Genomic DNA, 21091 nt, shown 5'->3' with positions numbered 1-21091 from the left:
TCTGCCAAGCCCGCGCTCGCGTTGCTCGCGCGGACCTCGCACAGTGTTCGCGGTCGCGCGCTCACGTCCGTTCACGCACGACCGCGAGCGCGCGCCAACCGCTCCGATCGTTCTCGATTCGTCTTCGCGGTTCAGTCCTCGTCCGGCGTGAAATCGCCGTCGAAGACGACTTCGTCCAGTGGTTTCCGGTCGGTCGGATGTTCGTCCACGTCGGCCGAATCGTCCTGGATCCCGACGGCGGCCATGACCTCGACGGCGTACTCGTCGTCGGTTCGGTCCATCGGTTGAATGGTGATCGTCGGCTCGGCAGGACAAACCTACCGGATGGCGGATGCGAACCGCGACGGTTTTTGGTCGTCCGCGCCGCAGGACCCACAATGAGCACGTCGCCGTTCGACTACGACGAGCTGGGTCTCGTCGCCGGCCTCGAGATCCACCAGCAGCTCGATACCGACTCGAAGCTGTTCTGTGGCTGTCCGACCGACCGACGCGAGCCCGAGGAATCGACTCACACCTTCGAACGCTTCCTCCACCCGACCAGCAGCGAACTCGGCGAGGTCGACGTCGCGGCGCTCGAAGAGGCCGCCGCCGAACGCGAGTTCGAGTATCTCGGCTTCGATTCGACCTGCCTCGTGGAGGCCGACGAGGAACCGCCCGGCCGGCTCGACGACGAGGCGGTCGAGGTGGTGCTCGAGATCGCCGCCCTGCTCGACATGGACCCCGTCGACCAGGCCCACGTGATGCGGAAGATCGTCGTCGACGGCTCGAACACGTCGGGCTTCCAGCGCTCGGCGCTCGTCGCGGGCGACGGCGCGATCAGCACCGACGACGGGCCGGTCTCGATCGAGGACATGGAGCTCGAAGAGGAGAGCGCCGCACGCGTCGAGGAGACCGACTCGGGCGTGCGCTACGCGCTCGATAGGCTCGGGATCCCGCTCGTCGAGATCGGCACGGGACCCGACATCCGCTCGCCCGAACAGGCCAAGGAGGCCGCCCAGCGGATCGGGATGCTCCTCCGCTCGACGGGCGAGGTCAAACGCGGTCTCGGCACCATCCGCCAGGACGTCAACGTCTCGATCGCCGACGGCGCACGGGTCGAGCTCAAAGGCGTCCAGCGCCTCGACGACATCGACGACATCGTCGAGAACGAGGTCCAGCGCCAGGTCGAACTCGTCGCGATCCGCGACGAACTCGCGGAGCGAGAGGCGGGCGTGAGCGACCCCGTCGACGTCACCGAGGTCTTCGCGGAGACCGACAGCGGCGTGGTCGGCGGCGCGCTCTCGGGCGACGGCCGGGCGATGGCGGTCCGGTTGGATGGCTTCGACGGCCTCGTCGGACGTGAACTCCAGGACGACCGCCGGCTGGGCACCGAGTTCGCCGACCACGCGAAGCACCACGGCGTCGGTGGTATCTTCCACACCGACGAACTCCCGGCCTACGGCGTGACGAGCGAGGAGGTCGAAGCGCTCGAAGACGCGGTCGACGCGGGCGAGGACGACGCGGTGGCGATGGTGGCCGCCGACCCCCGGAGTGCGACCGCGGCCATCGACGCGGTGGCCGACCGAGCGCGAACCGCTCTCTCGGGTGTTCCCGAGGAGACTCGGGACGTGACCCCCGACGGCACCTCGCGCTACCTCCGCCCGCTGCCCGGCGCGGCCCGGATGTACCCCGAAACCGACGTTCCTCCTGTGGAGCTCGACTTCGAGGGGATCGAGGTGCCGGAACTCCTCACCGAGAAGGTCGAGCGCTACCAGTCCGAGCTCGACCTCGACCCCGGCCTCGCGCGTCAGGTCGCCTACGGTCGGCGAATGCCGCTGTTCGAGGCGGCCGTCGAACGCGGTGTCGACCCGACGCTCGCGGCGGGCACAGTGGAAAGCACCGCGACCGAACTCCGGCGTGATGGAGTCCCCGTCGACGACGTGCGCGACGAGCGGTTCCTCGACCTCTTCGAGCTCTACCAGGCTGGCGAGGTCACGACGGAGGCTATCGACGACCTGCTCGTCGCGCTCGCGGAACATCCCGACCTGTCGGCGGCGGAGGCCGCCGAACGGGAGGGACTCGGGAGCGCGGGCGACGACGAGGTGCGCGAGGCCGTCGTCGAGGTCGTCGAGCGAAACGAGGACCAGGTGAGAGAACAGGGGATGGGCGCGTTCTCGGGGCTGATGGGCGAGTGCATGGGCGCGCTCGGCGGTCGGGCGGAGGGCGACGTGGTCAGCGAGCTGTTGCGCGAGGAGATCGGGAAACGAGCCTGATCACTCCGTCTCGCGGTCGGGGCTCAACACCTTCGGACGGAGCCCGAAGACGTCGGGCACCGGCAGCACGCGTTCGGGGTCGACCCGCCGGGAGATGACGTAGGCGACGCCGACGAGCACGAGCGCGAACGCGGCGTCGACGAACCAGTGGATGCCGAGGTAGAACGTCGAGAACACGACGGTCGCGGCGAGCCCGGTGGCGAAGACGGTGTAGCGCCGGCTCGCCTTTCTGGCGTAGAGCACCGCGAGCGCGGCGAGCCCGGTGTGGAGGCTCGGGAGCGCCTTCACCATCGTGTCGGTGGCGAACATCCCCGCGGTGATGACCGGGCTGACCCCGAACGCGAGCGGTCTGACCTCGGCGGGGGTGTAGAGCGACGGGATGCCGACCGGCACGAAGATGAAGAACGGCACCGCGAGCGAGACGAGCGTGAGGTAACCGAGGGCGTAGCGTCTGGACTCGTGCTCGTCGTGGGCCTTCACCTTGAAGTAGGTGAAGAGCACGATGGTCGGGAGGCCGATGAGATATATCGCGACGAAGAACACCGTGAGCACCGGGTTCGCGATCGTCTGGACGTTCGCGACCAGCGAGCCTTCGACCTCGTAGATGACCCACGTGAACGTCCCCGGGGCGTGGAACTGGTGGGCGACTTCGTTGACTCCCGCCGTCACGAGCCACGCGACGCCGAGGTACTTCCAGTCGGTACGCACGAGCTCCTTCGCGAAGGCGACCGGCCGGTGGTCGGGGAGGAACACCGCCGCACAGCCGACGAGCGCGAGGATCGACCCGGTGGCGACGAGCAGCGTGTACGCCATCGCCGGTGGAACCGCGGGGACCATTGGGAGACCACTACGACCGATAGCGCACAAAGCCGTTGTGATACGACCCCATACGGAGCCCACAACAGTGCCGGGATCGACCGGCGGGGGGCTTATTAGCCGCCGTCGGCTATCGACCGCGTGTTTCACGAGGTGGTCGGCTCCCAGCCCGAGTGGGTCGTCACCGCCGGCCTCGGCGTCGCGGCGTTCGTCGCGGTGGCCTGCGTGTTCGTCGCCGGCGCGCGGCTGTTCCCCGACCCGCCGAACCGCTCACGGCGCGTGAGCGGCGAGGAGAAGCGCCGCCGCGAGATCCGCACCTATCTCGGGGCCGTCGACCAGCCGTTCGTCGAGGACCACTCGCTCGACGGCCTGCAGGTCGCCTTCTACTTCCCCGACCACGACGTCGCGGTGACGTTCGACCCCCGGACGTACTACCGGCTCCAACGAACGCCGACCACCGCCGTGCTCGTCGAACACGAACTCCCCGGTTCCCACCTCGGCGCGCGCCTTCCCTTCGACGTCCCCGCGCTCGATGGACCGGTCGACGACCCCACGACCGCCGCCTTCGCCGTGCTGGGGCTTCCGGTCGGAGCGAGCCTCGCGGACGTCAGAGCGGCCTATCGGGAGAAGGTGAAGGAGGTCCACCCCGACCACGGCGGCGACCGCGACGAGTTCCGCCGGGTCCGGGAGGCCTACACCACCGCGAAGGAACACGCCGGCTGAGGTGGTAGCTGCTGCGGGCGCGTTACTCGAAGACCTCGACCACGGCGTGTTCGAACAGGAGGAAGACGTTGTAGAGACACGTGGTCTGGAAGCCGACGAGCACGAACGGGACGGGTTCGGGGAGCCCGATGCGTTCGACGAGCACGACCAGGGCGTAGCTCACGGCGAGATTGCCGCCGGTGGCGAGGATGTGGACCATCGAGGCCGCCACGACCCGCTGGCCGTCGCGCTCGTGTTCGGTGAGCACGCCGCCGAACGCCACCGCCGTCAGCACGGCGATGGCGGCGAGCGCACCGCCGATGTAGAGGCCGACCTCGAGGGCGTCGGGCGTGCCGAACTCGTGGATCAACAGCGCACCCGCCCCCCAGATCGCCAGCGTGTAGCCGTACGCCTTCGACTCGGCGACGAGGTTGTGGGCGAGACGCTGGGACGGCTCCATTCGGCTCCGTGTTCGCGCGCTCGGTCGAAAAACGACCCGGTCGACGTCGATCCCCACCGACGGCCCACTTTCGCACCACGAGGATTATACAGTGGGCTGGAGTAGCCGACGCCGATGAGCACGATCGCCGAAGTCAGTCTTCCGGGCTCGGAGTTCGCCCTCCACGAGACGCTCGAAGCCCACCCGGACGTCGAGTTCGAGATCGAACGCATGGTCGCTCACGAGACCGACCGTGTGATGCCGTTCGTCTGGGCCACCAGCGAGCGTATCGACCGGGAAACCCTCGACGAGACGATGGCCGACGACCCGAGCGTCGACAACGTGACCCGACTCGCCGCCTACGACGGGGAGTGGTTCTACCGGATGGAGTGGGTCACCGACATCCGGGTGGTGCTCCACGTTCTGCTCGAACAGGGGGCCACGGTCCTGAACGCCAGCGGCCGCAACGACGTGTGGGAGCTCCGGATCCTGTTTCCCGACCGCGACTCGCTCTCGGCGACCTACGACTACTGTACCGAGGAGGAGCTCACGCTCACGGTCAACCGGATCCACGAACTCGACGGCGAACACCGTGACGAGTACGGGCTCACCGAGACCCAGCACGAGACCCTGGTCGCGGCCGTCGAGGCGGGCTACTTCGACATCCCACAGCAGGCGACCCTCGACGAACTCGCCGACGACCTCGGCATCACCCACCAGGCGCTCTCCGAACGTCTCCACCGCGGCCACAAGACCCTGATCGAGAACGCGCTGATCATCGGTCGGATGGGACGGTGAGCGCCGCGGTGACGGTGAGTCGACGGGCGACGAGCCGTCGTGGTCGGTCCGTTACTCGCCGCCACCGCCGCCGTCGAGGGTGGTCCGCCAGATGACCGAGGACTGCCCGTTGCCGGTGTAGATCACTCTCACCGCGCCCGTGTCGCTCAGTTCGGCGACTTCGGTGCCGGCCGTGATCTCGCCGGTGGCGCTGGAGGAGGCGACGCCGTCGCCCTCGATGGCGATGGTCTCGCCGTCGAGTGTATCGCCCCCGCTCATGACCAGCGTTCCGTCCTGGACGCTGAAACTCGCCTGTGGCGTCGTCTGCTGCTCGCCGCCGAGCCCCAGCACGAACGCCCCGATGACGGCCGCGAGTATCACCACGACCGCGACCATCAACACGACGCCGATCACCGGGCTGACCCCGCGCTTCGCTTCGCCGAACCGTTTGTGTGTTCCCTTCATATTCACGTGTTGTCGTAAACCCACCAGCGACGGGGGTCGACGAGCGCACGCCACGACCGCGCTCCGGCCCCCGGCCGGTGCGTTGCCGTCGGTGGCCCCGTCATCCGGTATAAACGTTCAGAACGTAGCTCGATGATACGCCTCGCTTCGGCGAACGATCCCCTTGATTCATCGAGCGCGGACGTCGAACCGACCCGTCGCCCATGGACCCGCCTCCGCGAGGATTTTGAGAACGGTTAAGTCGGGGGCAAAGCGATTACTAACGTGCTCTCCGTGGCGCTCCCGACGGCGGTCGCCGGTGGTGTCCCGACGGTGGTCGGGCGTCCCGGATCCGGTGGCATCGCATTCACGCTGGCGCAGGCGGGGACCGACCCCGCCGCGACGGCGCTGTTCGCGGCACTCGGGCTCCCGTTCCTCGCCGCGCTCCTCGTGCCGCTCGTCCACCGTGCCCTCGGCGAGCGGACGGCGTGGTTCGCCGCGCTCGTCGCGCTGGTCTCGTTCGGGCTGGTGGCGAGCCAGTACGGCGCGCAGGGAGCCGTCACCCTCCCGTGGATCCCGACGCTCGGGATCTCGCTCACGCTCTACCTCGATGGGCTCTCCCTCCTCATCTCGCTGCTCGCGAGCGGCGTCGGCGTCCTGATCTTCACCTACTCGGCGGGCTACATGCACGACGAACCCGGCAAAGCCCGCTACTACGCCACCCTGCTCGCGTTCATGGGCTCGATGCTCGGCGTCGCGCTCGCGTCGGACTTGATCGCCCTCTTCGTCTTCTGGGAACTCACCTCGATCACCTCCTTCGGCCTCGTCGGCCACTACCGCGACTCCGAGAGCGCCCAGTCCGCAGCGCGCCAGGCGCTCATCGTCACGGTTTCGGGCGGGCTCTTCATGCTCGTCGGCTTCATCCTGCTCGCGTACGCCTCCGAGGTCGCCTTCGGAACGCCTACCTTCACCCTCATCGGCGGCCCGGACTCGATGATCGCGAACGCCGACGCGATGCGGACCGCCCTCCGGGAGACCGGCCTCTTCCTCCCGGTGCTCGGGCTCGTCGCGCTCGGCGCGGCCGCCAAATCCGCTCAGGTCCCGCTCCACTTCTGGCTCCCGAGCGCGATGGAGGCTCCGACACCGGTCTCGGCCTTCCTCCACTCCGCGACGATGGTGAAGGCCGGCGTCTTCCTCGTCGGCCGGACCCGCCCGCTCCTCACCGGCGAGGAGTGGATGGTGCTCTTCGCGAGCCTCGGCCTCCTCACCATGACCGTCACCGCGATCCGCGCGCTCGGCGCGACCGACATCAAGGAACTCCTCGCCTACTCGACGGCCTCCCACCTCGGGCTGATCACCGCCGGTTTCGGCTTCACGAACCAGCTCGGGGCCGAGACCGGCGCGTTCCACATCCTGAACCACGCGCTGTTCAAGGCCACCCTCTTCCTCGTCGCCGGGATCATCGCCCACGAGGCGGGAACCCGCGCGCTCGACGAGCTCGGCGGCCTCCGGCACGACCTTCCGCTCGTCGGCGTGATCACCGCCATCGCGGCGCTCGGGATGGCCGGCGTCCCGCCGTTCAACGGCTTCTACTCCAAAGAGCTCCTCTTCGAGGCGGCCTACGAGACCGCCCACGAACTCGGCGGACTCGCGTGGACCTTCCCCGTCGTCGCCGTCGTCGGCAGCGTCTTCACCTTCCTCTACTCGATCCGTTTCCTCTGGCTGTTCATGGGCGCGAAGCCCGATTCGCTCGGTGAGGTCCACTCCCCGTCGTACGCGCTGGTCGCGCCGCCGGCCGTCCTCGCCGGGCTCGCGATGGTCGTCGGGATCGACCCCCAGCTCGCCGTCGACGCCATCGTCCAGTCGGCCTTCGCGAGCACCGTCGCGGGCGAGGCCCACTCGATGAGCGTCTACCTCCCGACCTACCTCTCGCCCGCGGTCGCGATGAGCGCGGTCACCATCGCCGCGGGGATCGCCCTCTCGCCGTTCTACGACCGGCTCCACGACGGGGTCCGATGGCTCTCGCGCGGGCCGGCGACCGCGACGTGGTGGTACGACGGTGCGGTCGTCGGGCTCGAACACGCGAGCGCGGTCTCGCTCCCGCGGCTCCAGACGGGACGGTTCAGAACCGCCGCGGTGTGGTTGCTCGGGTCGACGGTCGTCCTCGTGCTCACGGGCTACGCTGCGGCCGGGGTTTCGCTCCCCGCCTTCACCGGCCTCTCGATCACGGCTCCCGTGGTGGTCATCCTCGCGGTGGCGGTGCTCGCGGCGGCGGCGATCGGCATCGCCCCCTCGCACGTCGCGGGCGTACTCACGCTCTCGATCCTCGGGTTCATGGTGGCGCTCTTTTTCGTGCTCGCGAGCGCGCCGGACCTCGCGCTCACTCAGCTGGTGGTCGAGACCCTCGTGCTGGTGATCTTCTTGCTGGTGCTCGACAAGCTCCCGGCGTTCTACGGCGAGGCGAGCCGGAGCAACGTGGTTCGCGACGCGGTGCTCGCCGCCGGCGTCGGGCTCACGGTCTGTCTCACGGTGCTGGTGGCGACCGCGCCGAGCCCCGATACGATCGCGGGCTTCTTCGTCGAGACCGCGCCGTTGCCCGAGGGCGGCGGTGGCGGGAACATCGTCAACGTGATCCTCGTCGACTTCAGAGCCTTCGATACGTTGGGCGAGATATCGGTGGTCGCGATGGCGGCGGTCTCCGTCATCACCCTGATCGCGATGCGGGGCCGGGGTGAGTCGTCGTGAGCGCCCGCGACGCCACCGTGATCGCCCGGACCGTCAGCCGGATCGTCTTCCCGTTGATACTGCTGACGGCGTTCGCGCTCCTCCTCCAGGGCCACAACCGGCCGGGCGGCGGGTTCATCGCGGGCGTGCTCACCGCGGTGGCCTTCGCCCTCCTCATGATCATCTTCGGCTTCGACTACATCGAGGACGAGATCCTCGGTCGTGACATGGACGACACCCGCGCCGCCGCCCTCACGATCGTCACCGACAACAGCCTCGTCTTCGCGCTCGGCCTCGCGCTCGCCGTCGGGAGCGGCCTCGTCGCGATGGCGTTCGGGCTCCCCTTCCTCACCCAGACGGTCGTCTTCCTCCACGACCTCCCGGTCTACCACGAACTCGAACTCGCGAGCGCGTTCGTCTTCGACCTGGGGGTCTATCTCGTGGTCGTCGGCGCGCTGCTCACGGTGCTCACGGTGGTGGGTGCGGAGTGACCCAGTTCGTGCTCGCGGTCGTCCTCGGGCTCCTGTTCGCGTTCGGCACCTTCCTCGTGCTCCGGCGCGACATCCTCCGGGTGGTCTGGGGCGTGGTGATCTACTCCCAGGCCGCGAACGTCTACCTCATCACGATGGGCGGGCTCTCGGGCGTCGCGCCGATCATCTCGGGCCACGCCGTCGAGAACCCGGACACCGTCACCGACCCGCTGGTGCAGGCGCTGGTGCTCACCGCCATCGTGATCAGTTTCGGTACCACCGCGTTCGCGCTCGTGCTGACCTACCGGATCTACGAGGAGCACGGCACGATCGACCTCCAGAAACTCGGCGAGACGGGGGGTGAGGTCTGAATGGCGACCCAGGTCGTGATCGCGCCGCTGCTGGTCGCGCTCGTCACGGCGGTCGTCTCGCTGTTCGTCCGGCGCTTCCCGCGCGCCCGCACCGCCGTCAGCCTCGCGGGCGCGCTCGCCTACCTCGCGAGCGTCGCCGTGCTCGTCGAGCAGGTCGCCAGTCGGTCGATCCTGACCTACCAGCTCTCGGCGTGGCGCGCGCCCTTCGGCATCACGCTCGTCGCGGACGCGCTCTCGGCCTTCATGCTCGTCATCACCGCCGTCGTCTCGCTGGCGGCGGTGGTCTTCTCGGTCGGCTTCATGAGCGAGCACGCCCAGCGGGTCTCGTATCACCCGCTCTATCACCTCCTCGTGGTCGGCGTCACCGGCGCGTTCCTCACGGGCGATATCTTCAACCTCTTCGTCTGGTTCGAGGTCCTGTTGCTGTCGAGCTACGTCCTCGTGGTGTTCTACTCGGGGCCGGAACACACCCGTGCCGGGCTGACCTACACCGTGCTCAACCTCCTCGGGAGCGCGCTGATGCTGGTCGCCATCGGCGGCCTCTACGCCACGGTCGGCACCCTCAACATGGCCGACATGGCGCGTCGGCTCGCCAACCCCGCCCAGTACGGCGTCGACCCCGTCCCCGTGCTCGGGATCACCGTGTTGCTCTTCTGTGTGTTCGCGCTCAAGATCGGCGTGGTGCCCTTCCAGTTCTGGGTGCCGGCGGCCTACCGCGCCGCGCCCGCCCCGATCGCGGCGATGCTCGCGGGCGTGGTCAAGAAGGTCGGCATCTACGCGGTGATCCGGCTCTACTTCACCGTCTTCGCCGCCGCGCGCCTCCCCGACGGCCTCGGGCTTCCCGGCTTCGTCGGGAACTCCTATCTCTCCTTCTTCGGGCCCGTCCTCTTCGCGGTGGCGGCCGCGAGCATCCTCTTCGGGGGGATCGCCGCGGTGAGCCGTGACGACTTCGACGGCGTACTCGCCTACTCGAGCATCGGCCAGATCGGGTTCGTCGTGCTCCCGCTCGCGGTCGCCGCCACCGTCCCGAGCCTCAGGGCGCTCGGCATCGCCGCCGCGCTGGTCTACGCGCTCAACCACGCACTCGCGAAGGCCATGCTGTTCCTCGCGAGCGGCACGGTCGGCGACGCGGTCGGGACGGTACGCTTCGCCGAACTCGGCGGCCTCGCGAAACGCACCCCGATGCTCGCCATCGCGGTCCTGGTTGGGATGCTCTCGCTCATCGGCATCCCGCCGTTGATCGGTTTCTTCGGCAAGTTCCTCGTCTTCCAGGCCACCGCCCACGCCGGCGCGGCCGGCGAGCCGGGTGCGACGTTCGCGCTCGCGCTCTCGGTGGTCGGCGCGATACTCACGGTGGCCTACTTCACGCGCGCCTGGAACCGTGGCTTCTGGGGTGCGACGACCGCCCCCGTCGACCACGGGAGCTACTCGTCGGTGCTGGTGGGCGTCGTGGTGGTGCTCGCGGCGTCGCTGGTCGTCGTCGGGGTCGGCTTCGACCCGGTCTGGCGCGCGGCGAACGCCGCCGCCGACGCCACCCTCGCCCGTGGCCAGTACGTCGGCGCGGTGTTCGGGGGTGGCGGATGAAGCGCTGGCCCGTCGTCGGCGTCACGCTCGCCGTGCTCTGGCTGTTCGTCCGGGGCGTCGAACTCGGCGTGGACTACGTCCTCGGCGAGTTCGTCATCGGGCTCGGGATCGGGCTGCCGATCGCGTTCGTCTTCCGGCGGTTCTACGCCGAGGAGTTCGCGTTCGCGAGTACCGTCCGTGTGCTCCCGGCCGCGATCGCGTACCTCGCGCTGTTCGTCAAGGAGCTCATCGCGGCGAACCTCGACGTGGTCTATCGGGTGCTCTCGCCGTCGATGCCGATCGACCCCGACGTGGTGGCGATCCCGCTCCGGGTCGAGACCGACGCCGCGGTGACGACGATCGCGAACTCGATCACCCTGACCCCGGGGACGCTCACGATGGACTACGACGAGGAGGCGAACACCCTCTACGTCCACGGGATTACCGGGGCCGACCGCGAGGGGGTCATCGAGCCCGTCCGCCGCTGGGAGGACTACGCCCTCGTGATCTTCGACGAGGACGCGAGTCCCGACGACACGCCGCCCCGCCCACGAGGTGGTTCGCGTGGCGATTGAAGCGCCCGCGTTCCTCACGACCGTGATCCAGGCGGGACTCGTGGTCGCGACCCTCGTGACGCTCGTGGCGGGCTATCGGGTGATCCGTGGGCCGACGACCCCCGACCGAGTGGTGGCGCTCGACACCATCGCCACGAACGTGGTCTCGGTCGCGCTCCTGTTCGCGCTCCTGACCAACCAGGGCTTCTTCGTGAGCGTGAGCCTCGTACTCGCGATCATCGGGTTCGTCAGCACGATCGCCGTCGCCCGCTACGTCACCGAAGGGGACATCATCGAATGAACACGATCCACGCAGCCATCGTCGCGGTGTTGATCGGTATCGGGTGCTTCTTCCTCGTCGTCGGGACCCTCGGTCTCGTCAGGCTGCCCGACGTCTACAACCGGATGCACGCCACCACGAAGGCGACCACCCTCGGGGCGGCCTCGTTCTTCCTCGCGGGCGTGGTCTACTTCGGGCCCGCGGCACCCGGCGGGGCGGGGCTGATCGCGCTCGTTGGGCTGGTCTTCCTCTTCATCACCGCCCCCACGGGTGCCCACGTCATCTCGCAGGCCGCCGAACGGATGGGGGTCGAGTTCGCTGGCGAGGCGACCTGGCCCGACACCGGCGAATCCCGACCCGAATCACCGGGCGAGGAGGACGAGGGGTGAACCGCGACCGACGAACCAGCCTCGCGGTCGGGGTCGTCACGCTCCTCGCGCTCGTGGTTCGGCTGGTCGAGCTCGGCGCACGGGTCGCCCATCAGGACGAGGCCCGGGTGGCCTACTGGGCCTACCGCTACATGGAGAACGGGGTCTACTGGTATCGACCCGTGGTCCACGGGCCGTTCATCACCATCGTCGACAGCTGGGTGTTCAGTCTGATCGGGGCCTCCGACTTCTCGATGCGGCTCGTCGTCGCGCTGGTCGGCGGCCTGCTTCCCCTGACGGCGCTGCTCTTCCGCCGTCGGCTCCGGGATTCGGAGACGCTGGCGCTTTCGGTCGTGCTCGCCGCCGCCCCGCTGTTCGTCTACTACTCGCGCTTCTATCGCAACGACCTGTTGCTCGCGGGGTTCATGCTCGTCGCGTTCGGCTGTTTCGTCCGGGCGATCGACGACCGGCGGCCGGCCCTCGTCTACCTCGGGGTGGCCTTCTTCGCGCTCGCGTTCACCACGAAGGAGAACGCCGTGATCTACGCGGTGACGTGGGTCGGCGCGACGGCGCTGCTGGTCGACCGACGCCTCCTGATCCGTCGGGTTCGCGAGGCCGACGTCCGTCCGGCGGTCGCCGACCTGGGACGGCGGGTTCGGCACGGGGTCCGGGAGTGGTGGCCCCACGCGGTGTTCCTGTTCGTCGAGTTCCTCGCGATCATCGTCTTCTTCTACGCCCCGCGCGGCGAGGCGGCCAGAGCCCAGCCCACGGTCGGCGACACCCTCGCCGACCCCACGCTGCTCGCGGACCTCGTCCGCGAGGCCACCCTCGGCTCGTGGATCGCCTTCGTCGGCCACTGGGGGGCGGGCAACAGCGGGTCGTACCTCTCGGCGGCGGGGGCGCTCTGGCCCGCGCTTCGGACCGGCGCGCTCTTCGTGCTCGTCTTCGCGGTCGTGGGCTTCCTCCTCGATCGCTACACCGGCGACCGCCCCCGCGACGTCGTGGCCTTCACCTTCTACTGGGGCTTCGCGAGCGCCCTCGGCTACCCCATCGCCGTGGCGAACCCGTTCCCCTGGGAGGTGATCCACGTGGCGGTGCCGCTCGTGGTCCCCGCCGCCGTCGGGGTCGCCGCGGTCGGTCGGGCCGCCCTCCAGGGGCTCCGCGACGCCGGCGGGCTCGACGCGCTCCGCGAGGGCTCACCGACACTCGATCGGAACGCGCTCGCCGGGCTCCTCGCGGGTCTCGTGCTGGTGATGGTCGCCGCCCACACCGGACTCGCGGTCTACGATACCTCCTTCGAGAACGACCAGGACCCCGACAACGCGCTGGTCCAGTACGCCCAGTCGTCGAGCGAGATGAAACCACTGCTCGGCGAACTCCAAACGGTGATCCGGACGAACGACGGCACCGACGTGCTCTACTACGGCGACGATCCGGAGTTCGACGGCGACGAACTCGCGGGGAACGAGTCCGCGGACGACAGCCCGCCGGCCGACCTCAACTGGTTCCGTCGGCTGCCGCTCTCGTGGTACTTCGAGGCCGACGGCGCGGTGTCGAACAGCACCGACGACGCCGCCACGCTCGACCGGCTGGTCCGGGGCGAGGACCGCCCGCCGATCGTGGTCGCGTTCGGGGAGACGGACTCGTGTAGGGAGTCCTACGCCAGCGTGGCCGACATCGAGGGCTCGCTCTCGGGCTACGAACGCCACGAGATCCAGCGCTTCTCCTACGACAGCGGCTGTACGATATCCACGATGGAGGTTTACGTCGACGAGAACGCGGCGAACTGAGTCAGTCGAGTTCGCCCGCGAGCTCGTCGGCGACCCGCGCGCCGAGGCCCGACTTGTCGCCGTCGTACTCCACGACGCCGTCTTCGCGAACCACGAGCGCGCGCGTCCGGTCGCGTCCCATCACGCTCGCGTCGTTGGCGACCACGAAGGCGAGGTCGACCCGTGAGCGGGTCTCCCGGGCGGCCGCGACCATCGCCTCGTCGTCGCCGCTCGTCTCCGTTTTGAACCCCACCATCGTGAGATCCGGATGGGACTCGCGGACCGAATCGAGCACCTTCGGGGTCGGTTCGAGGTCGAGGGTCAGCGCTTCCTGGCCCGAGCGGATCTTTTCGGCATTGGTCTCGACGGTGTAGTCACCGATCGCCGCTACCGAGACCAACGCGTCGGCGTTCTCGACCGATCCCTCGACGGCGGCGAGCATCTCGGCGGCGCTCTCGGCGGGTTCGACGTCCGCATAGGGGACCTCTGGCCCGTCGTGGACCAGGGTGACGGCCGCACCGCGGAGGTAGCACGCCCGCGCGACGGCCCGCCCCGTTTTACCGGAGGACCGGTTCGTGAGCGTTCGCACCGGATCGATGGACTCCGAGGTGGGGCCGCTGGTGACCACGACCCGCCGGCCCGCGAGCGGGTGGTCGTTCGCGGCGCGGGCGGTCGCGAGCGCGATGGCGTCGACCGAGGCGATCTTGGCCTTGCCCTCCTCGACCCGCGGCGGGACGAACGAGACGCCCCACGACTCGACCCGGTCGATGGCCTCGCTCACTCCCGGGTGGTCGTACATCGGTTCGTGCATCGCGGGCGCGACCACGACCGGGAGGCCCGCTCCGAGCGCCGTCGTCGCGGTCGTGGTGACTGGGGTGTCGTCGATCGCGGCCGCCATCTTCCCCACCGTGTTCGCGGTCGCGGGGGCGACCAGGAGGACGTCCGCCCAGCCGTCGCGACCGCAGAGGTCGACGTGTTCTATCTGACCCGTTATCTCCGTCACGACCGGGTTCTCGGTGGCGAACTCGACCGCCCACGGATGGATAATCCCCCGCGCGCTCCCGGTCATCACCGCTCGCACCGTGGCCCCGCGCCGCCGGAGTTCGTGAGCGAGTTCGACGGTTTTGACCGCCGCGATCGACCCCGTGACCCCGAGCGCGACGTTCGCTCCTTCGAGCATCACCCGAATCTCCGGTCGCCGGCGGGTTATACTGTCGGTCGTAACGCGGCGGTGAATAGCGGGTGTGGTGGCGGTTGGGATGATGTGGCGGTGCGATGCGGAGTGCGGTACGGATGGGTGGTGCGGTGCGGTAGGATGCTATGGCGCGCGCACGCGGTCGTGCGCGAACGGACGTGAGCGTGCGAGCGCGAATCGGCGTGTGAGGGATGAGCACCGCAGCGAGCGGTGCGAGGTTCGACTGAAAGGAGAACCTCGGTCGCGAACGGGGAACGAAGTGACCCGTGAGCAGAGCGAGCGAGGAGCGCAGTCGGCTGGGGAGGTGTGTGGCCTGTGCGGGGCGGGAGCGGGGCGATGGCGGTTCTCATTTGTACCGGGCGAGTGGCGGTCGCGGGACGGTAGCGGTGCGGTCTCTCGTTTGCGTCGGGATTCGCCCACAGAATCGGCTAACGAGATAGCATCAATACGAAAACAGATGCAGTTGTCCCGGACTTCCCCGGCGACACGGGTCGAAAACCGAAATTCCCCAATTCGCCGTGTGAAACTCAGAACCCGCGATTCCGGCCGCGACGGTGGCGGATGACGACGACCGTCCCGAGCAGGACCAGCGCGACGAGCGCCGCCGCGGCGAAGAGGACCTTGGCCCAGCCGACGGTCGAGGAGAGGAGGCCGCCCGCGTCCCCGGTTTCGGGGGCCGCCGTATCAGTCCCCGACTCGTCCGACGTGGCCGTCCCCGGCTCGGACCCCGCTCGGTCGGTGCTCTCGGTTGAGGTCGTCGATCCGTTGGCTTCCACGTCGACCCCCGTGGCGTTCGAGTCAGGGGCAGTGGCCGCCGTCGCGCCGGTGGTGGCCGAGGTCGCCGTGTTCGTGGCGGCGCTTCCCGGAACGGTGGTCATCGTGCGCTGGACCGACGGCGAGCCGCTGGTCGTCACGTTCGCCGGCCCGCCGTTGCCGCTGTCCGAGAGCGCGCCGAAGATCCCGAACTCCGTGAGGGTGGCCCCCGAGACGGTGCCGCCGTCGCTCGTCGCGCCCGGCACCCGCGACCAGCTCCCCTGGGTCGCGCGCCAGAGGGTGGCCGCACCGCCGCCCGCCCCGTCGTCCATCGTCAGCGAGAGCGAGGACTGACCGGCGGCGGCGAACGCCTCGACGTAGGCCCCGCGGTTCGCGGTACCGGCGGGGAGCGCGGGCGGGTCGGTGATGGACCTGAAGGCCACGTTCCGTTCGGTGAACGAGAGGGTGGCCGTCGAGAGTTCGAGGTTCGAGACCTCGTTCGGCCCGCGGTTGCGCATCGAGTAGTAGTCCCAGTTGGTGTTGTTGCGCGCGACGCTGTCCCGCACGGTGTTGTTCCCGCTCTCGCGCTCGAAGTGGATCCCCCACTTGTTCTCGACCGCGACCGCGTTCCGCACCGTGTTGTCGTGGCTCGTCCCGCCGACCGCGACCCCGATCGAGTTACCGTAGGCGGTGGCGTCGACGATCCGGTTCTCACTCGACTGTGCGAGCGAGACCCCCGATATCGTACCGTTCGCGATGACGTTCCGGACCGTGCTGTCGTCCACCCCGAGCAGGAACACCCCGACCGTCCACTCGTTCGCGTGGAGGCGCTCGACGGTGACGTTCGTGACCGGCTTCGCGGCACCGTCGACCTCGACGCCGTGGCCCGTCCCGCTCCCCGTGACCGAGTGGCCCGCGCCGTCGAGAGTGACGTTGCCGCTCGTGACCTCGATGCAGGCCTCGTCCTCGCCGGCGACGTCGCCCGTGACGTTCCCCGTGAGGACGTACCGTCCCGGGGTGTCGATGGTGATACACGAGTTCACCGGGGTCGCGCCGGTGGGCTGTGCGCCCGCGAGGCCGACCGGGGCGACGGCGAGGGCGAGGACGGCGAGCGCCGCGAGGACGACGGCGGCAAATACGCTCTGATTGCTGTTCGGACCGGCAGGGAGGGCGTTCATCGGCTATCGAGTCGGTTGTGAGCGAACCCCTATCTATTTCCCGATGTTCGCCGGGTGAGCGTAACCCGCGAACACGGTAACGCTTAGGCCCTCGGCGGTCGTGACTGAGCCGTGAACACCATCGATATCAGCACGGTCGTCTACCTCCCGCCGGAGGAGGTCTACGACGTGCTTATCGACTTTCCACGGTATCCGCGCTACTCGGAGCACCTGCGTGGGGTCGACCGCCAGGGCGACGGCTCGGCGGGCACGACCTACGACCTCCACTTCGCGTGGTGGAAACTCACCTACACCGCGCGCTCGCGGGTCACCGACACCGACCCGCCCAACCGTATCGACTGGCGGGTCGTGAAGGACATCGACGCCAGCGGCTACTGGCTGGTCGAGGAGCACGAACCGCCGGAGGACCGCGAACATGCCTCGAAAGTCCACTTCCGGGTCGAGTACGACACGGACTCGGTGAACCCCTCGAACTTCGACCTCCCCCGACTGGTCTCGCTGTCGTGGGTGGTCGAGAAGGTCAAACCCGTCATCGAGCGCGAGGGCCAACGCGTCGTCGAACGCGTCGTCGCCGACATCGAGGGCGAGCGCCGACCCGTCGACCTCGACATCGAGACGACCTAACCTCAGTGTGCGGGCACGCCCGAGAGCCCGATCACGAAGACGTGATAGAGCACGATACCGATGAAGAGGGCGTAGAACAGCCCGCCGACCAGGAACGGGGCTGGATGCATCGAGTCCGTGGTGTCGCGACGCGCCCGAACGTAGAGGATCGCGGCGCTCACGAGCGCGAGCACGGCCGAGAGGGCGTTGAGGAAGCCGGTCGTCCCCCACTGGAGGGTGAGGTCCCAGGTGGTGAAGAGGATCCCGAGGGTCACCGGCAGGGTGCCCTGAAACGCCATCGCCCCGGTGATGTTCCCGAGCGCGAGGGTGTCCTTGTCGTCGGCGATCCAGATGATGCTGTTGAACTTCTCGGGGAGTTCGGTGGCGAACGGCGCGAGCAGGAGCGAGAGGATCGCGGCGGGGATCGAGAGGACCTGGTTCGAGAAGTAGCTCACCTCGCTGACGAACAGCTGTGCGCCGCCGATGATCAGCGCGAGCGCGATCAGGGTCTGGAGCCCGACGGTCCAGCCGGCGGGGTCCTCGCTGTGGCCGTCGTCGTCGGTGGCCGGGTCGCCACCCAGCCGCTCGACGATCCGACCGAGATAGAGCGGGTCGAGCTCCTCCTCGCCCTCGACCATGTCGTCGGCGCTGATGGTGCGATAGAGGTAGAGGCCGTACCAGAAGACCAGGAACGCGCCGATGGCGACCGTCGCGATACCGGTGACGAACGCCGCGGCCACCGCGAACACGTAGCCGACGAAGAAGAAGAAGAGGTCGCGCTGGGTGGACTCGTCGTTGACGTAGAACTCGCTGCCGTGGTCGCGCCGACCGCTGAAGACCAGCACGCTCACCCCGACGAGGAACATCGCGATCGTGGCGAGCAAGAACGGGGCACCGAGGATCGCGCCGACGCCGATGTCGCTCGCGGACTCGCTGCCCTCGCCCGAGAGGTACGCGCCGAGGATGGCGATGACGGGGATGAGGGTCTCGGGGAGCGCGGTGCCGACCGCCGCGAGGATGCTCCCGGTCGCGCTGTCGCCGAGGCCGAGATACTGGCCGAGCCACTCGACGCCGTTAGTGAAGATCTCCGCGCCGAGCAGGAGCAGCACGAACGAACCGACGAGAAAGACCGTGTTGCCGAGGATGCCGGAGACGATAGCAAGGGGAAGCCAAGTCACGAACGCCGAAGTCATGGCCCCGGCTCTGCTGGGGATCGGTTAAGCGGTTTCGCTTGCGTCCGCGACGCTACGCAGCGTTCGCACCGAGTACGAGGACGGCGTAGAGCGCGAACGCCACGAACCCGACGTAGAGGACCCCGCCGAGCAGGAACGGTGCGGGTCGGAGCTCGCGACCGTCGGCCGACCGAACCCGGAGGTAGACGAGGCCGCCGCTCACGAGCGCGAGCACGGCCGAGAGGGCGTTGAGGAAGCCGGTGGTGCCCCACTGGAACGAGAGGTCCCAGGAGGTGAACACGAGTCCGAGAGTGACGGGGATCGTACTCTGAAACGCCATCGCCCCGGTGATGTTCCCGAGCGCGAGGGTGTCGCTCCCGCGAGCCATCCAGAGCACGCTGTTGAACGTCTCGGGGAGCTCGGTGGCCAGCGGCGCGAGCAACAACGAGACCACCGCCGCCGGCACCGAGAGCACCGTCTCGGAGAAGAACTCGATCTCGGACACGAACAGCCGCGCCCCGAGCACGATGAACCCGAGCGCCAGGAGGGTCTGGAGCCCGACGAGGACCGTGTGGGGGTCGCTCGCGTGGTCGCGTTCGGTCTCGATACCGACCGCTTCGAGGCCCCTCTCGACGATCCGCCCGAGGTAGTGGTCGTCGAGCTCGTCGTCGGCGAGGTCGCCGCTCCTGACGGACCGATAGACGTAGACCGCGTAGAGCCCGACGAGCACGACCGCGATTCCCATAGAAACCGGTTGTGAGGGAACGAACGCCGCGGCCACCGCGAGGGCGTAGGCGAACAGGAAGAAGGAGAGGTCGCGTTCGGTGGACTCCGGAGGAAAGCGGACCGCCTCGTCGGCGTCCCGGCGACCGGCGAAGAGGTAGGCCGACGCGCCGACGAGGAACATCGCGACCGTGGCGAGCAACAGCGGCGCGCCGAGGATCGCGCCCACACCGATGTCGTCGGCCGCGCTGCCGCCCTGGAGGATGGCGATCACGGGAATCAGAGTCTCGGGGAGCGCGGTGCCGAGCGCCGCGAGGATGCTCCCGGTGGCGCTCTCGGAGATGCCGAGGCGCTGGCCGAGCCACTCGATGCCGTTGGTGAAGACCTCGGCACCGACGAGCAGGAGGAGAAACGACCCCACGAGGACCCCCGCCCGGTCGAGCGGCACCGTCGCGACCGGGAGGGAGGGCGACGGAAACACGTCCGAATTTCGCGTCCAGGTCGATTAAGCGATCCTATCCACGGATCGCGGGGCTTTAGCCCGCGAGACGGCTTCTCCCGGTATGATCGGTATCGTCGTGAGTCGTGCCGACCGAGCGTCGAGCCACATCGGCGAGCACCTCCGCGACCTCACAGACTGGACGACCGAGGAGGACGAAACGCGCGCCGAGAGCGACGGCGGCGGCACCGTCTTTCGCACTACGGGCTTCGAGCTCCGCGAGTTCGACGCGCTCCACCTCGAGATCGACGGGATCGCCGAGGCGTTCGACGACCCCGACCTCGTGGTGTTCGCCTCGAAACACGCCGGCGACACCGGCCGGTTCCTCACGGCCCACCACACCGGGAACTTCGGGCCCGCGGAGTTCGGTGGCGGGGCGAACGCCTTCGCCGAGGCCGCGCCGAACGTTCACACCCGCGTCGTCCGCGTGCTGACCGAGCACGCCCCGGCGAACTACGACGTCGGGATGGAGTGCACCCATCACGGGCCCACCGACGTCGGCCGCCCCTCACTGTTCGTCGAGCTGGGGAGTTCGGAGGAAGAGTGGAACGACCCCGCGGGCGCGCGAGCGGTGGCGAAGGCCATCCTCGACCTCGACGGAACGGACCCACACCGCGAGCGCCAGGTCGTGGGGTTCGGCGGCGGCCACTACGTCCCCCGATTCGAGCGGGTAGTCAGGGAGACCGACTGGGCGGTGGGCCACGTCGGCGCGGACTGGGCCCTCGACGCGATGGGGGCGGCCGAGAACCACGAGAAAGTCATCGAGCGTGCCTTCGAGCGTAGCGGCGCGACCCGAGCCGTCGTCGAGGGAACGAAACCCGAACTCAGGTCGGTCGTCGAGGACCTCGGCTATCGGGTGGTGAGCGAGACGTGGCTCCGGGAGACGACCGGTGTCCCACTCGCGTTCGTCGCACACGCCGAGGACGAACTGGGGACCGTCGACGATGGCCTCCGGTTCGGGGAGCCGGCCCGAACGGACGGGGATGGGGTCGGGGGAGCGGTCCTCGAACGCCTGCCGTCGGAACTGGTGGCGGAGGCCGAGGGCATCGACCGCGAGGGAGCCCACGCGGTCGTCGAACGGCACGCGCTCGGGTTCGACACCCACGAATCGGGAACCCGGCTCGCCGACCGCGTGCTGCTCGCTCGGGCGGACGACCGCGATTCGATCGTCGAGGGGTTCGCCGACCTCCTCGAAGGCAAGTACGCATCCGTCGAACGTCACGATGGCGAGCTGGTCGCCCGGGAGACGGCGTTCGATCCGGCGGCGGCGCGGGAAGCGGGCGTGCCGGAGGGACCGGAGTTCGGGGCGCTCGCCGACGGCGAGGCGGTGACGGTCGACGGCCGGACGATACCGCCCGAGGCGGTCCACGCCGAGCACGTCCGCCGGTTCGCCCGCCGGGAGTGACATTCCTCGGACAAAAGGGGAAAGATAAATACGC

The 21091-nt window shown here is 69.0% G+C and carries 21 protein-coding genes; 13 read left to right on the top strand and 8 right to left on the bottom strand.

Features of this window, described 5'->3' with window-relative positions:
* Positions 1-131 precede the first annotated feature (131 nt).
* Complete coding sequence (locus tag C447_RS18125) at positions 132-281, bottom strand: nitroreductase family protein (protein WP_007692337.1); 150 nt, start codon at positions 279-281, stop codon at positions 132-134.
* A gap of 96 nt (positions 282-377) precedes the next feature.
* Between C447_RS18125 and gatE the strand changes: the two genes are divergently transcribed.
* Complete coding sequence (gene gatE, locus C447_RS07100; protein WP_007692335.1) at positions 378-2252, top strand: Glu-tRNA(Gln) amidotransferase subunit GatE; 1875 nt, start codon at positions 378-380, stop codon at positions 2250-2252.
* On the opposite strand, the gene C447_RS07095 is transcribed toward gatE, so the two are convergent.
* A complete protein-coding gene (locus C447_RS07095; protein ID WP_007692333.1) occupies positions 2253-3089 on the bottom strand; it encodes a phosphatase PAP2 family protein in 837 nt (278 codons plus the stop codon).
* Between the two features lie 120 nt (positions 3090-3209).
* Here C447_RS07095 and C447_RS07090 point away from each other — a divergent pair, with 120 nt between their 5' ends.
* The gene (locus C447_RS07090) at positions 3210-3791 is read left to right on the top strand and encodes a J domain-containing protein (protein ID WP_007692331.1); all 582 of its coding nucleotides are present in this window, start codon (positions 3210-3212) and stop codon (positions 3789-3791) included.
* Between the two features lie 22 nt (positions 3792-3813).
* Here C447_RS07090 and C447_RS07085 read toward each other — a convergent pair whose 3' ends face one another.
* Complete coding sequence (locus C447_RS07085; RefSeq protein WP_237713359.1) at positions 3814-4230, bottom strand: hypothetical protein; 417 nt, start codon at positions 4228-4230, stop codon at positions 3814-3816.
* A gap of 114 nt (positions 4231-4344) precedes the next feature.
* Here C447_RS07085 and C447_RS07080 point away from each other — a divergent pair, with 114 nt between their 5' ends.
* Positions 4345-5007: a helix-turn-helix domain-containing protein gene (locus C447_RS07080; protein ID WP_007692327.1), complete on the top strand. Its 663-nt coding sequence runs from the start codon at positions 4345-4347 to the stop codon at positions 5005-5007.
* Between the two features lie 51 nt (positions 5008-5058).
* On the opposite strand, the gene C447_RS07075 is transcribed toward C447_RS07080, so the two are convergent.
* The gene (locus C447_RS07075) at positions 5059-5451 is read right to left on the bottom strand and encodes a type IV pilin N-terminal domain-containing protein (RefSeq protein ID WP_007692325.1); all 393 of its coding nucleotides are present in this window, start codon (positions 5449-5451) and stop codon (positions 5059-5061) included.
* Between the two features lie 312 nt (positions 5452-5763).
* Here C447_RS07075 and mbhE point away from each other — a divergent pair, with 312 nt between their 5' ends.
* The 8 genes from mbhE to C447_RS07035 are packed head-to-tail and all read left to right on the top strand — an operon-like array spanning position 5764 to position 13550.
* Complete coding sequence (gene mbhE, locus C447_RS07070; protein WP_394295085.1) at positions 5764-8175, top strand: hydrogen gas-evolving membrane-bound hydrogenase subunit E; 2412 nt, start codon at positions 5764-5766, stop codon at positions 8173-8175.
* Positions 8172-8645, top strand: a complete 474-nt coding sequence (locus C447_RS07065; RefSeq protein WP_007692321.1) for an MnhB domain-containing protein — start codon at positions 8172-8174, stop codon at positions 8643-8645. The genes mbhE and C447_RS07065 overlap by 4 nt, the downstream gene beginning before the upstream one ends.
* On the top strand, positions 8642-8995 hold the full coding sequence (locus C447_RS07060; RefSeq protein ID WP_007692319.1) for a sodium:proton antiporter: 354 nt from the start codon (positions 8642-8644) through the stop codon (positions 8993-8995). The genes C447_RS07065 and C447_RS07060 overlap by 4 nt, the downstream gene beginning before the upstream one ends.
* The gene (locus C447_RS07055) at positions 8996-10579 is read left to right on the top strand and encodes a Na+/H+ antiporter subunit D (RefSeq protein ID WP_007692317.1); all 1584 of its coding nucleotides are present in this window, start codon (positions 8996-8998) and stop codon (positions 10577-10579) included.
* Complete coding sequence (locus C447_RS07050) at positions 10576-11133, top strand: Na+/H+ antiporter subunit E (protein WP_007692315.1); 558 nt, start codon at positions 10576-10578, stop codon at positions 11131-11133. Before C447_RS07055 ends, C447_RS07050 begins: the two co-directional genes overlap by 4 nt.
* The gene (locus tag C447_RS07045; RefSeq protein ID WP_007692312.1) at positions 11114-11413 is read left to right on the top strand and encodes a monovalent cation/H+ antiporter complex subunit F; all 300 of its coding nucleotides are present in this window, start codon (positions 11114-11116) and stop codon (positions 11411-11413) included. The genes C447_RS07050 and C447_RS07045 overlap by 20 nt, the downstream gene beginning before the upstream one ends.
* A complete protein-coding gene (gene mnhG, locus C447_RS07040) occupies positions 11410-11781 on the top strand; it encodes a monovalent cation/H(+) antiporter subunit G (RefSeq protein ID WP_007692310.1) in 372 nt (123 codons plus the stop codon). Before C447_RS07045 ends, mnhG begins: the two co-directional genes overlap by 4 nt.
* The gene (locus C447_RS07035; RefSeq protein WP_007692309.1) at positions 11778-13550 is read left to right on the top strand and encodes a flippase activity-associated protein Agl23; all 1773 of its coding nucleotides are present in this window, start codon (positions 11778-11780) and stop codon (positions 13548-13550) included. The genes mnhG and C447_RS07035 overlap by 4 nt, the downstream gene beginning before the upstream one ends.
* Position 13551: 1 nt before the next feature.
* Here C447_RS07035 and coaBC read toward each other — a convergent pair whose 3' ends face one another.
* Both coaBC and C447_RS07025 read right to left on the bottom strand, forming a co-directional pair.
* The gene (gene coaBC, locus C447_RS18535) at positions 13552-14709 is read right to left on the bottom strand and encodes a bifunctional phosphopantothenoylcysteine decarboxylase/phosphopantothenate--cysteine ligase CoaBC (protein ID WP_007692308.1); all 1158 of its coding nucleotides are present in this window, start codon (positions 14707-14709) and stop codon (positions 13552-13554) included.
* Between the two features lie 542 nt (positions 14710-15251).
* Positions 15252-16655, bottom strand: coding sequence for a NosD domain-containing protein (locus tag C447_RS07025; protein ID WP_007692307.1), 1404 nt, complete (start codon positions 16653-16655; stop codon positions 15252-15254).
* Positions 16656-16766: 111 nt separating this feature from the next.
* Between C447_RS07025 and C447_RS07020 the strand changes: the two genes are divergently transcribed.
* On the top strand, positions 16767-17279 hold the full coding sequence (locus C447_RS07020; protein WP_007692306.1) for a type II toxin-antitoxin system RatA family toxin: 513 nt from the start codon (positions 16767-16769) through the stop codon (positions 17277-17279).
* Positions 17280-17281: 2 nt separating this feature from the next.
* On the opposite strand, the gene C447_RS07015 is transcribed toward C447_RS07020, so the two are convergent.
* On the bottom strand, positions 17282-18451 hold the full coding sequence (locus C447_RS07015; protein ID WP_007692305.1) for a sodium:calcium antiporter: 1170 nt from the start codon (positions 18449-18451) through the stop codon (positions 17282-17284).
* 52 nt (positions 18452-18503) lie between these two features.
* Positions 18504-19634 (bottom strand): sodium:calcium antiporter, encoded by a 1131-nt coding sequence (locus C447_RS07010; RefSeq protein WP_007692304.1) that lies wholly within the window; start codon positions 19632-19634, stop codon positions 18504-18506.
* 82 nt (positions 19635-19716) lie between these two features.
* Between C447_RS07010 and C447_RS07005 the strand changes: the two genes are divergently transcribed.
* Positions 19717-21057, top strand: coding sequence for a D-aminoacyl-tRNA deacylase (locus C447_RS07005; RefSeq protein WP_007692302.1), 1341 nt, complete (start codon positions 19717-19719; stop codon positions 21055-21057).
* Positions 21058-21091: the final 34 nt, after the last annotated feature.

Source organism: Halococcus hamelinensis 100A6 (assembly GCF_000336675.1).
GTDB classification, from domain to species: domain Archaea; phylum Halobacteriota; class Halobacteria; order Halobacteriales; family Halococcaceae; genus Halococcus; species Halococcus hamelinensis.
Note: the sequence above shows the minus strand (reverse complement) of the source record. Positions and strands in the feature narration are given on the sequence as shown.

Bases quoted from the DNA above. Each gene is read 5' to 3' on its own strand.
- C447_RS18125 (WP_007692337.1), bottom strand. From the start codon at position 281: ATGGACCGAACCGACGACGAGTACGCCGTCGAGGTCATGGCCGCCGTC.
- gatE (WP_007692335.1), top strand. From the start codon at position 378: ATGAGCACGTCGCCGTTCGACTACGACGAGCTGGGTCTCGTCGCCGGC.
- C447_RS07095 (WP_007692333.1), bottom strand. From the start codon at position 3,089: ATGGTCCCCGCGGTTCCACCGGCGATGGCGTACACGCTGCTCGTCGCC.
- C447_RS07085 (WP_237713359.1), bottom strand. From the start codon at position 4,230: ATGGAGCCGTCCCAGCGTCTCGCCCACAACCTCGTCGCCGAGTCGAAG.
- C447_RS07080 (WP_007692327.1), top strand. From the start codon at position 4,345: ATGAGCACGATCGCCGAAGTCAGTCTTCCGGGCTCGGAGTTCGCCCTC.
- C447_RS07075 (WP_007692325.1), bottom strand. From the start codon at position 5,451: ATGAAGGGAACACACAAACGGTTCGGCGAAGCGAAGCGCGGGGTCAGC.
- C447_RS07055 (WP_007692317.1), top strand. From the start codon at position 8,996: ATGGCGACCCAGGTCGTGATCGCGCCGCTGCTGGTCGCGCTCGTCACG.
- C447_RS07050 (WP_007692315.1), top strand. From the start codon at position 10,576: ATGAAGCGCTGGCCCGTCGTCGGCGTCACGCTCGCCGTGCTCTGGCTG.
- mnhG (WP_007692310.1), top strand. From the start codon at position 11,410: ATGAACACGATCCACGCAGCCATCGTCGCGGTGTTGATCGGTATCGGG.
- coaBC (WP_007692308.1), bottom strand. From the start codon at position 14,709: ATGCTCGAAGGAGCGAACGTCGCGCTCGGGGTCACGGGGTCGATCGCG.
- C447_RS07025 (WP_007692307.1), bottom strand. From the start codon at position 16,655: ATGAACGCCCTCCCTGCCGGTCCGAACAGCAATCAGAGCGTATTTGCC.
- C447_RS07015 (WP_007692305.1), bottom strand. From the start codon at position 18,451: ATGACTTCGGCGTTCGTGACTTGGCTTCCCCTTGCTATCGTCTCCGGC.
- C447_RS07005 (WP_007692302.1), top strand. From the start codon at position 19,717: ATGATCGGTATCGTCGTGAGTCGTGCCGACCGAGCGTCGAGCCACATC.